6 protein-coding genes and 1 pseudogene are annotated in these 11,433 nt (G+C 62.4%); 6 read left to right on the forward strand and 1 reads right to left on the reverse strand.

Annotated features, from left to right (window positions below):
* The first annotated feature begins 32 nt into the window (after nucleotides 1-32).
* From AACY45_RS24130 to AACY45_RS24150, 5 genes are all read left to right on the forward strand, one after another.
* Nucleotides 33-1,760, forward strand: coding sequence for an autotransporter assembly complex protein TamA (locus AACY45_RS24130; RefSeq protein WP_339547783.1), 1,728 nt, complete (start codon nucleotides 33-35; stop codon nucleotides 1,758-1,760).
* Nucleotides 1,757-5,428 carry a translocation/assembly module TamB domain-containing protein gene (locus AACY45_RS24135; RefSeq protein ID WP_339547784.1) on the forward strand — a complete coding sequence of 1,224 codons (3,672 nt, stop codon included), beginning with the start codon at nucleotides 1,757-1,759 and terminating at the stop codon, nucleotides 5,426-5,428. The genes AACY45_RS24130 and AACY45_RS24135 overlap by 4 nt, the downstream gene beginning before the upstream one ends.
* 214 nt (nucleotides 5,429-5,642) lie before the next feature.
* Nucleotides 5,643-6,116, forward strand: coding sequence for a MarR family winged helix-turn-helix transcriptional regulator (locus AACY45_RS24140; protein WP_339547785.1), 474 nt, complete (start codon nucleotides 5,643-5,645; stop codon nucleotides 6,114-6,116).
* A gap of 115 nt (nucleotides 6,117-6,231) precedes the next feature.
* Entirely contained in the window at nucleotides 6,232-7,434 is a 1,203-nt protein-coding gene (locus tag AACY45_RS24145; RefSeq protein WP_339547787.1) for an HlyD family efflux transporter periplasmic adaptor subunit, read from the forward strand.
* A gap of 66 nt (nucleotides 7,435-7,500) precedes the next feature.
* The gene (locus AACY45_RS24150) at nucleotides 7,501-9,030 is read left to right on the forward strand and encodes a DHA2 family efflux MFS transporter permease subunit (RefSeq protein ID WP_339547788.1); all 1,530 of its coding nucleotides are present in this window, start codon (nucleotides 7,501-7,503) and stop codon (nucleotides 9,028-9,030) included.
* 86 nt (nucleotides 9,031-9,116) lie between these two features.
* On the opposite strand, the gene AACY45_RS24155 is transcribed toward AACY45_RS24150, so the two are convergent.
* Nucleotides 9,117-9,545 (reverse strand): GNAT family N-acetyltransferase, encoded by a 429-nt coding sequence (locus tag AACY45_RS24155; protein ID WP_339547789.1) that lies wholly within the window; start codon nucleotides 9,543-9,545, stop codon nucleotides 9,117-9,119.
* Nucleotides 9,546-9,944: 399 nt separating this feature from the next.
* Here AACY45_RS24155 and tssI point away from each other — a divergent pair.
* Nucleotides 9,945-11,330 (forward strand): annotated as a pseudogene (gene tssI, locus AACY45_RS24160) (type VI secretion system tip protein TssI/VgrG); the annotation flags it as partial.
* Nucleotides 11,331-11,433 lie beyond the last annotated feature (103 nt).

The following is an 11,433-nucleotide window of genomic DNA, read 5'->3' on the forward strand; positions in this document are numbered from 1 at the left end:
ACGCTCCCACGCTCGTGATAGCATCCGCGCCTATGAAGTTTCCAGGAAGATTTACCAGTGGCGTGCTCGTGCTGATCAGCAGTGCAGCCGCCCTGGCGCAAAGTGAATTGGACGTCAGGATCAAACCGTCCAATGATGCGCTGAAGGCCAACATCGAAGGCTATATCGGCGATCTCGGCGACCGCGATGAAGAAGCCCTGTTGCGCTTCAGTCGCGGGGCTGAGGAGCAGGCGCGCAAGGCCGCCCAGGCCCTGGGTTACTACCAGCCGCAGATCGAAAGTGAAGTCAAAGACGGCAAGTCGCCTCGACTGGTGTTGAACATCGACCCCGGCGAGCCGGTACGCCTGCGCAACGTGACCATTCAGATCCTGGGGCCGGCCGCCACCCTCAAATCCTTTCGTGTGCCCCAGAGCGATGTGCTCAAGCCCGGTGCCGTGCTCAACCATGGCCACTACGAAGACGCCAAGCGGCTGATCCAGAACCAGGCCTCGCGGTTCGGTTTTTTCAGCGGCCGCTTTACCAGTCAGAAACTCGCCGTGGACCCTCGGGCCGGTGTCGCCGACATCGAGCTGGTCTATGACAGCGGCCCGCGTTACGCCTTGGGCAAGGTCAGCTTCACCGGCGATGCCCCCTTCGACGAGGACCTGCTGCAACGCATGGTGCCGTTCAAAAGTGGCGCCCCTTATGATTCCGAGTTGATCGCCGAACTCAACCAGGCCCTGCAGTCGTCAGGCTATTTCGAGTCTGTGCGGGTGGACGCCGCGCCGACTACCGCCGCCCATGATGTGATTCCCGTGGCCGTCACCCTCGACACCCGCAAACCCCGAACCATGGGCCTGGGCCTGGGTTATTCCACGGACGTGGGGCCGCGAGCGAAGGCCAACTGGACGCGGCACTGGGTCAATCCCGAAGGCCACAGCTATGGCTGGGAGGCCGAGCTCTCGGCACCACGGCAGAACGTCGGCCTGTGGTACGACGTGCCGCTGGATCCGCCGCTGACCGACAAGTTCCGGTTTGCCGGGGGCTACCAAAATGAAGAACTGGCCAACACCGACAGCTTGAGCAAACTGCTGACCCTGGGCCCGGAATGGCACAGCAAGCTACCCAGTGGCTGGCAGCGGGTGATCTCGTTGAAATGGCAGCACGAGGAGTATCGCCTGGGTGATGACTCGGGGATCAGTAACCTGTTGATGCCTGGCGTGAGTTACTCCTACCTGCGCAGTGACAACCGGATCGATCCGCACAACGGTTATCGCCTGCAGTTCGACAGCAAGGTGGCCAAGGAAGGACTGGGCTCGGACAACAACCTGTTGTACGGCACCGCCCTGGCCAAGGGCCTGACCACGGTGCTGGACAACCATCGGTTCCTGGCGCGTGCGCAGATTGGTGGTTCGGCCACCAATGGCTACAAATCCATTCCGCCCTCGCTGCGCTTCTTTGCCGGTGGTGACCAGAGCGTGCGGGGCTACGACTACCAGAGCCTGTCGCCGGAGAACTCCGACGGCGACCGCGTGGGCGGACGCTACATGGTCTCCGGCAGCCTGGAGTACCAATACGCCGTTGCCGAAAAATGGCGGGTCGCGACGTTTGTCGACCAGGGCAACTCGTTCAACGACTTCGAACTGCCGAACCTCAAGACCGGGGTGGGCATGGGCGTGCGCTGGGTGTCACCCGTCGGCCCGATCCGTCTCGACCTGGCCCATGCGCTGGATGACCCCGGCGGCATTCGTCTGCACTTTTCCATGGGGCCTGAGCTGTGAAGCGTGGTTTGAAAATAGCGTTGCTGGCAGTGCTGTCACTGGTGGTGCTGGTGTTGGTGGCGGTGGTGAGCCTGTTGGGAACTCAAGCCGGCAGCCGTTGGGCACTGAGTCAGGTACCGGGTTTGACCCTGGAAAATTTTCAGGGCCGCCTGGCGGGCCAGTGGAGTGCCGATCATCTGCTGTGGCAGCAGGGCGAGGACCGGGTCGAGTTGATCAAGCCGTTGTTGGCCTGGTCACCGCTGTGCCTGACGCGCATGACCCTGTGCATCGAACAGTTGAAAGCCGAGCAGGTGGTCCTGCAGTTTGCGCCGAGTACCGAGCCAAGCAGTGGGCCGATCAGCTTGCCGGAATTGAAGTTGCCAGTGGCCATCGAGCTGGGCGAGGTGCACATCGGCAGCCTGCTGCTGGACGGCAGCGAGCAGTTCAAGGCACTGCAACTGGCGGCACACTGGACGGCCCAAGGGTTGCAGATAGATTCATTGCACCTGCAACGCGATGACCTGCGCCTGAACCTGTCCGGACTGCTGCAACCGACCGGCAATTGGCCGCTGAGTGCCAGTGGTAATCTGAGTATGCCGGTGCCCGGTAACACGCCCTGGGCCCTGACGTTGAAGGTCGATGGCGACCTGCTGCAAACCCTCAACCTGCAAGCCGACAGCAGCGGCTACTTGCAAGGCCGCTTGACCGGCGAGCTGCAACCGCTGGCGGACAACCTGCCGGCCAAGGTGCGCATCACCGCCGATGGTTTCAAAGCCAGCGCCGACTTGCCGGACACCCTGCAACTCAACCAGCTTGAACTCACCGCTAGCGGTGATCTGAAAAACGGCTATCAACTGCTTGGCAAGGCCAGCTTGCCGGCCGAGGACGGGCCGGTGGCTTTGCTCCTGCAAGGCAAGGTCGACGCCAAGGGCGCGCAGATCGCCGGGCTGGACCTCAATGCCAACGATCGGCAAAGCCTCAAGCTGACCGGCCAAATCGATTGGTCCGAAGGCCTGGTGGCCGAGGCAAAGATCGACTGGCTGGATTTCCCCTGGCACCGTTTGTACCCCTTGATCGATGAGCCCGAGGTGGCGCTGCGTAGCTTCAACGGTGAGGTGGCGTACCGCGACGGTAACTACCTGGGCAATTTCAAGGCAGCGCTGGACGGTCCGGCCGGGGCCTTCAGCCTGAGCAGTCCGTTCAGTGGCGACCTGACAAAAATCTTCCTGCCGCAACTGCAACTGGTCGCCGGACAGGGCAAGGCCGAAGGGCATGTGAACCTGCAGTTTGCCGACGGCATCGCCTGGGACACCGCGCTGGAGCTGTCGGCGATCAACCCGGCGTACTGGCTGGCGGAGCTGCCGGGCACCCTGGCCGGTCCGTTGCGCAGCAAGGGTGAAATGAAGCATGAGCAACTGAGCCTGAGTGCCGACCTCGACCTCAAGGGCAAACTGCGTGGCCAACCTGCGGTGCTGCAAGCCAAGGCCGACGGCGCGGGCGAACGCTGGAACCTCAGCGCCTTGCAGATCCGCCTGGGCGACAACCGCATCGATGGCAGCGCCAGCCTGCAGCAAACACTCAGCGGCCAGCTCGAGATCAAGGCCCCGCGCCTGGGTCAGCTATGGCCGCAGCTGCGCGGCCAGCTCAATGGCCGGCTCGACGTTGCGGGCACCTTGCAGGCGCCCCAGGGCAAGCTCGCCCTGCAGGGCGCGCAGTTGGCCCTGGACGACAATCGCCTGAAAAGCCTCAACCTCGACGCCACCCTCGACAGCGCCCAACGGGCACAGATCGACCTCAAGGGCAGTGGCATCGCGGTTGGCGACAACCTGTTGGGCACCCTGACCGCCACTGGCACGGGCACCCTCAAGCAGCAGAAACTGCAACTGGACCTGCAAGGGCCAATGCTGAAACTGGCGCTGGGCCTGGACGGCAATCTGGATCAAGGCAACTGGCGTGGACGCCTGGCCAGCGGCGACATCCAGGCTGGCGGCCAGGACTGGAAGCTGCAGGCTGCGGCGAAAATCGAACGCCTGGCCGATGGCAAGCTGACCTTCGGCGCCCACTGCTGGGTGTCCGGCCCCGCCAGTTTGTGTGGCGAGGATCAGCGCCTGATGCCCGAGCCGAAACTGCGCTATCACCTCAAACAGTTTCCGATCGACAGCCTGGCGCAATGGCTGCCCAAGGATTTCGCCTGGCAGGGCACGCTCAATGCCGACGTGCAACTGGATCTGCCGGCCAGCGGGCCAAAGGGCCAGGTGCTGGTGGATGCCAGCGGCGGCACCTTGCGCATAAAGGAGAAAGACCAGTGGCTGGATTTCCCGTACCAGACGCTGAAGCTCACCAGCACCCTCAACCCCAAGCGCATCGACACCCAACTGAACTTCGTCGGCGGCAAACTGGGTGAACTGATGGTTCAGGCGCAGATCAACCCGCTGCCGAAAAACAAACCCCTGAGCGGGTCGTTCCGCCTCAGTGGGCTGGACCTTTCGGTGGCACGGCCGTTCGTGCCAATGGTTGAGAAACTGGCTGGCCGCCTGAACGGCAGCGGCACCTTGTCCGGTGGGTTGTTGGCGCCCCAGGTCAACGGCAACCTGACCTTGAACGACGGTGAAATTTCCGGGCCACAACTGCCGACGCGGTTCGAGGCCTTGCACTTGCAGGCGCAGATTGCCGGCGAAAGCGTGCAACTCAACGGCGGCTGGAAAAGTGGCAAGAGCGGGCAGGGTAGCCTCACGGGCCAGGTGGACTGGGGGCGGGCACTGGTGGTCGACCTCAGCCTGAGGGGCACTCAACTGCCGGTGAGCGTCGAGCCCTACGCGGACCTGGAAGTGGCGCCGGACCTGAAGATCTCGATCAAGGAAGACAAACTGGCGATCACCGGCAAGGTGCTGGTGCCCAAGGGCGAGATCACCGTGCGCGAGTTGCCGCCGTCGACGGTCAAGGTCTCCGATGACACGGTGATCATTGGGCACCAGACCGAAGAGGGCAAGGCACCGCTGGCCATGGCCATGGATGTCGAAGTGATCGTCGGCGAGGACAAGCTCAGCTTCGCCGGGTTTGGCCTGACCGCCAACCTCAAGGGGCATGTGCATATTGGCGACAACCTCGACACCCGAGGTGAGCTGTGGCTCAACGACGGGCGTTATCGCGCCTACGGCCAGCGCCTGACGGTGCGTCGTGCACGGCTGCTGTTCGCCGGGCCCATCGATCAGCCGTACCTGGATATCGAAGCGGTTCGTCAGACCGACAACATCATTGCCGGTATCCGCCTGAGCGGCAGCGCCGAGCAGCCGACCACGCAGATCTTCTCGGAGCCGGCGATGAGCCAGGAGCAAGCGTTGTCCTACCTGGTGCTCGGCCGGCCGCTGAGCAGCAACGGTGAAGACAACAACGTGCTCGCGCAAGCGGCGCTGGGCCTGGGCTTGATGGGCAGTTCGGACCTTACTGGCAGCCTGGCGAAGAACCTCGGCATCGAGGATTTCCAGCTCGACACCGAGGGCAGCGGCACTGCCACCAGCGTGGTCGCCAGCGGGGACATTACCGAGAAGCTCAGCCTGCGCTATGGCGTCGGCGTGTTCGAACCGGTCAACACCATCGCCTTGCGCTACAAGTTGAGCAAAAAGGTCTACCTGGAAGCCGCCAGCGGCATCGCCAGCTCGCTGGACATCTTTTACAAGCGCGATTTCTAGACCGACCTTACTGCATTGGGGCACGGCCATCGCGAGCAGGCTCGTTCCCACGGGATAACACACATCCTGTGGGAGCGAGCCGGGCCGCGCTCCGCTTGCTCGCGATAGCGGTCTGTAAATTGCAGAGCTTGCTAACTATTTTCTTTGACATTCGCTGCCTAGGCAGTAACATCAAGACACATATTCACTGCCTAGGCAGCCAATGGGTCGTCAGATGGAACATTTCTCGCCGGACAATTTTCAAAATTGCCACCTCGGTCTGCTGCTGGGGCGCGCCGCCTTGCTCAAGGACCGGATTATCGACACGCACATGGAACCTCACGGCATCACCGCCGCGCAGTTCAAGGTGTTGATTATCGTGGCCCAGTTCGGCGTCGACACCCCGGCCGAGTTGTGTCGCCACCTGTCCCTGGACAGCGGCTCCATGACCCGCATGCTCGACCGCCTGGAGCACAAGGGCCTGTTGCTGCGCCAACGCTGTGCAGACGACCGGCGCCTGGTGCGCCTGGCCCTGACCGAGGAAGGCCAGGTGCTGGCCGACAAGTTACCGGGCATCGGCGTCAACGCGATGAATCAGTTGGCCGGTGCCCTCGATTCCCAGGAGTTGCAGACCCTGGAAGCCATCCTGAAGAAAATTTTGCTGGCCGCCGGTGATCCCATCACCGTGCTGCGCTTAGGTGACAAATGAGTCAAAAAAACCTGGGTGCTCGCCTTGGCCTGGTGCTGCCTGCCGAACTGCTCGGCCGCCAGCCGGCCCATCCCCAGCGCCTGCCACGCTGACTCAATAATTCAAGGTACTGGTCATGGCCAACGTGCAGAACACCCCGACGCCTGTAACCGACCAAGACACGGGCAACCCCGGCAAGCGCAAGTTCATGCTACTGGTGCTGACACTGCTGGTGGTCCTGGGCTGCCTCGGCGTCTGGGGCTGGCATCATCTCTACGGGCGCTGGAACGAAACCACCGATGACGCCTATGTGAACGGCAACGTGGTGGCAATTACCCCGCTGGTCACCGGCACCGTGGTCAGCATCGGCGCTGACGATGGCGACCTGGTCCGCGAAGGCCAGGTGCTGGTCAACTTCGACCCCAACGACGCCGAAGTCGGCCTGCAAAGCGCCGAGGCCAACCTGGCACGTACAGTGCGCCAGGTGCGTGGCCTGTACAGCAATGTCGATGGCATGAAAGCCCAGGTCAATGCGCAGAAGGCGGAAGTGCAGAAGGTCCAGGAAAACTACAACCGCCGCAAAACGCTGGCCGCCGGAGGGGCGATTTCCCAGGAAGAACTGTCCCATGCCCGGGATGACCTGACCTCGGCACAAAACGCCCTGGCCAACGCCCAGCAACAGTTCCAGACCCGCGCCGCGCTGGTGGACCACACCGTGGTGTCCTCCCATCCGGACGTGCAGGCCGCCGCCGCGCAGTTGCGCCAGGCCTACCTGACGAAGGCCCGCAGCACCCTGATCGCCCCGGTCACCGGTTATGTGGCCAAGCGCACCGTGCAACTGGGACAACGGGTGCAACCGGGCACGGCCTTGATGGCGGTGATCCCCCTCGATCAGTTGTGGATCGACGCCAATTTCAAGGAGACCCAGCTGCGCGACATGCGCATCGGCCAGCCGGTGGACATCGAAGCCGACCTCTATGGCAGCGACGTGAAATACAGCGGCACCATCGACAGCCTGGGTGCGGGCACTGGCAGTGCGTTTGCCTTGTTGCCGGCGCAGAACGCCACCGGTAACTGGATCAAGATCGTGCAGCGGGTGCCGGTGCGCATCCACATCAACGCCGAGCAGTTGGCCAAGCATCCGCTGCGCGTCGGCCTGTCGACCCTGGTCAAGGTCGACCTGCGTGACCAGAGCGGCCCGGTGTTGGCGCAACAGCCACCGCAAAAGGCCTCGTTCAGTACCTCCATCTATGACCGTCAGTTGGCCGACGCCGACGCGCTGATCACCCGCCTGATTCATGACAACAGTTCAGTGGCGAGCAAAACCGCTCAGCGCTGATTTCGCCAATCCGGCCGCTGCGCCGCCCCAAGGGCGCAGTGCCTGCCTCGGTTCAAAGGATTCGCGATGAGCAATACCGCGTCTTTCACCCCCCCAAGCCTGCTGTTCAGCACCCTTGGCCTGTCGCTGGCAACCTTCATGCAGGTGCTCGACACCACCATCGCCAACGTGGCGTTGCCGACTATTTCCGGCAACCTGGGGGTGAGCTCGGAGCAGGGCACCTGGGTGATTACCTCGTTCGCCGTGAGCAACGCGATTGCCTTGCCGCTGACCGGTTGGTTGAGCCGGCGCTTCGGCGAGGTCAAGTTGTTCCTGTGGGCGACCATCCTGTTCGTGCTGGCTTCGTTCCTGTGCGGTGTTTCCACCTCGATGCCGGAGTTGATCGGCTTTCGTGTGCTGCAAGGCCTGGTGGCGGGTCCGCTGTACCCGATGACCCAGACCCTGCTGATCGCGGTCTATCCGCCGGCCAGGCGCGGCATGGCCCTGGCCTTGCTGGCGATGGTGACGGTGGTGGCGCCGATTGCCGGGCCGATCCTCGGGGGCTGGATCACCGATAGCTACAGCTGGCCCTGGATCTTTTTCATCAATGTGCCCATCGGGGTCTTCGCGGTGATGGTGGTCCGTCAGCAGCTCAAGGCCCGTCCTGTAATCACTAGCCACCAGCCGATGGACTACGTGGGGTTGATCAGCCTGATCATCGGCGTGGGGGCATTGCAGATCATCCTCGACAAGGGCAATGACCTGGACTGGTTCGAGTCGAATTTCATCCTGATGGGCGCGGCCATTTCGGTGATTGCCCTGGCGGTGTTCGTGATCTGGGAAATGACAGACCAGCACCCGGTGGTCAATCTGCGGCTGTTTGCCCATCGCAACTTTCGCATTGGCACCCTTGTGCTGGTCTTGGGTTATGCCGGGTTCTTTGGCATCAACCTGATCCTGCCGCAGTGGCTGCAGACCCAGATGGGCTATACCGCGACCTGGGCCGGCCTGGCGGTGGCGCCGATCGGAATCCTGCCGGTGCTGATGTCGCCATTTGTCGGCAAGTACGCGCACAAGTTCGACCTGCGCCTGCTGGCCGGACTGGCGTTCCTGGCGATTGGCCTGAGCTGCTTCATGCGTGCCGGGTTCACCAATGAGGTGGACTTCCAGCATGTGGCGCTGGTGCAGCTGTTCATGGGCATTGGTGTGGCGCTGTTCTTCATGCCGACCCTGAGCATCCTGATGTCGGACCTGCCCCCCCATCAGATTGCCGACGGCGCGGGGCTCGCCACCTTCCTGCGGACCCTGGGCGGCAGCTTCGCGGCTTCCCTGACCACCTGGATCTGGATCCGCCGGGCCGACCAGCATCACGCTTACCTGAGCGAACACCTGAGCACCTTCGACCCGGTCACCCGAGGCGCCCTCGATACCCTGGGGGGCGCAGGCAATCCAGCTTACGCCCAACTCGACCAGGTCCTGACCAGCCAGGCCTACATGCTGTCCACCGTGGACTACTTCACGCTGCTGGGCTGGGGGTTTGTCGGCTTGATCCTGCTGGTATGGCTGGCCAAACCACCGTTTTCGGCGAAGGCCGGACCCGAAGCGAGCGGGCATTGATGCACCTTGGCTCTTGAGCATGGCTTGCCTGCGATAAGGCCGGTACATGCAACATCGATGCTGCTTGATTCACCGCTATCCGAGGCTCAGTCAACCAGGCGCTTCTGGAAGAAGTAGCGCTTGCTCCCTGGCGGGTAGTCGACAATCTGCCCGACTTCGGTGAACCCCAGCTTGCTGTAGAAACTCGGCGCCTGGAACTCGAAAGTGTCGAGGTACATGCCGATGCAGCCTTTTTCCCGCGCCAGTTGCTCGGCCATGTGCATCAGCCGGGCGCCAATGCCCTGGCCGCGTAGCTGTTCCTGCACGGACAGCAGGTCGATGAACAGCCATTGGTAGAACATTTTCCCGTAGAGCCCACCCAGGATCGCTTCGCTGTGTTCATCGCGAACCAGCAGGGCGATTTCCTGATAGTGGCCGTCACCGGCATGGGCAATGTTGTGGGCGCGCAGCGGGTCGAGAATGGCCTGGCGTTCTGCGGGCTGCGGGTCTTGGGTTAACTCGATGCGTACTGGCATGGTCGACGTCCTGGTGTCGGGGGAGGGGGCTGGCGCAGCCTAGCCTGTGTAACGGGGTGTGGGAAAGTCGCCTGGGGCGTTTTATCCGAAAAAGATAGGGCCGCCAGCACTCCAAAGCCAGGGCTCAGCTCGCAGGACTGGAGGGGGTGGCGGTTGAGGTACTCCCACATCCCGATCAAGAAACATTTTGTTTTGAAATTTTGAAACCCATACGTACCGGTGCTCTGCGGGCAATTGCGCAACTTCTTGCGCAGTTCATGTTGGCTACCATTGCGCGCCTCACGAGCTGCCGCTCGCGCTCAGCCCCCATGCCCGACCCGCAAGCTTGGGGATTACGGAAGATCTGCGCCCCGTCAAGGAACAACGAGAGATGTTCAGTCCTGCCCACCAGGCTCACTTCAACCGCAAGTCCTTGAGGAATCGGTGACCAGCGACACCCCCGACAACAAAGATGACTTGCACCAGGGCTATCGCAACCGCTTCCTCGCGACGCCGTGGGACGTTTTCTACCGCCCACCGCTAGCGCATCCCAAGCCCCGCGTGCTTGGCAGCCAGACCGCGATGGTCACCGGTCCCAAGGGCGAAGAAATCCACTGCGACCAGTACGGTCGCGTGAAAGTGCAGTTCCACTGGGACCGCGAAGGACAGGTCGACGACAAGAGCAGTTGCTGGATGCGTGTCGCCTCCAGCTGGGCTGGCGACCGCTACGGTGGCATCAGCATTCCCCGTGTCGGCATGGAAGTGCTGGTCACCTTCATCGAAGGCGACCCTGACCAGCCGCTGGTGACCGGGTGCCTGTACCACAAAGAAAATGCCGTTCCCTATGAACTGCCGGCGAACAAGACCCGCACCCTGTTCAAAACCCTCAGTTCACCGGGCGGTGCTGGCTTCAATGAACTGCGCATCGAAGACAAGCAAGGCGCCGAACAGATCTTCCTCCACGCCCAACGCGACTGGGACGAAAATATCGAGCACAACCAGACGATCCGCGTCGGCCACGAACGCCACGACACCGTGGAAAAGAACGCCTACACCGAACTCAAAGCCGAAGAGCACCGCACCACCCACGCCGACCGCAAAGTCGAAGCCAAAGCTGATGATCATCTGATCGTGGGCCAGAATCAGCACACCCAGTTGGGCACCGCTCAGTTGATAAGCGTCGGCCGCGAGATTCAACTCAAGGCTGGCCAGAAGATGATCATCGAGGCTGGCGTAGAGCTCACAGTGAAAGCGGGTGGCAGTTTCATCAAACTGGATGGGGCTGGCATCACCGCGATGGGGCCAGTGGTCAAGGTCAACGACGGTGGTGCCCCGGGCAACGGCACTGAGATTGCCGTGCTATTGCCCGATATTCCTTTACCTGCGGATGCCGACAAAGCGGGGGCGCTCCTGGAGCGTGCTGTTTCGCAAGCGCCTCCAGAGGTGATTCACAATCTCAGCGCGGTGATCAATCCGCTACCTGGCGTTGCGGCCTACGAGGATGAGCCGTACACCCTCTTCGCCGATGGCACAGCGATCCAGGAGGGCCTGACCGGCACCGCTGGCGTGATCCGGTTCGAGCACGTGCCTGGCACTCAGGCCTATGCGGTAGAGCTGTTGAACGGTCATCGCTTCGAGATCGAACCCAAAGCACAAAGCGCGGACGCCGTGCCTGCACTCCCGCAACTGGCGCGCCAAGGCCTGCGCGATTATCACACGCAGGCCGATCAGCTCGAGCCGCTGGGCTCGACGGATGATTACCGAACCACCGCCTCGAACCCGGCAAGCACGCCGAAGCACCTCTGAGTGCAGGGAGCCCTCCAATGACCACGACGTACAGCACAACCGTGATCCCGTTCACGCCCAAGGAGCACAAGGTGATCTTCTTGACCATGGACTGGTACGCCAA

This window comes from Pseudomonas sp. RA_35y_Pfl2_P32 (assembly GCF_963970735.1).
Lineage (GTDB): Bacteria > Pseudomonadota > Gammaproteobacteria > Pseudomonadales > Pseudomonadaceae > Aquipseudomonas.

Coding starts and splice junctions, on each gene's coding strand:
- AACY45_RS24130 (WP_339547783.1), top strand. CDS start 33: ATGAAGTTTCCAGGAAGATTTACCAGTGGCGTGCTCGTGCTGATCAGC.
- AACY45_RS24140 (WP_339547785.1), top strand. CDS start 5,643: ATGGAACATTTCTCGCCGGACAATTTTCAAAATTGCCACCTCGGTCTG.
- AACY45_RS24145 (WP_339547787.1), top strand. CDS start 6,232: ATGGCCAACGTGCAGAACACCCCGACGCCTGTAACCGACCAAGACACG.
- AACY45_RS24150 (WP_339547788.1), top strand. CDS start 7,501: ATGAGCAATACCGCGTCTTTCACCCCCCCAAGCCTGCTGTTCAGCACC.
- AACY45_RS24155 (WP_339547789.1), bottom strand. CDS start 9,545: ATGCCAGTACGCATCGAGTTAACCCAAGACCCGCAGCCCGCAGAACGC.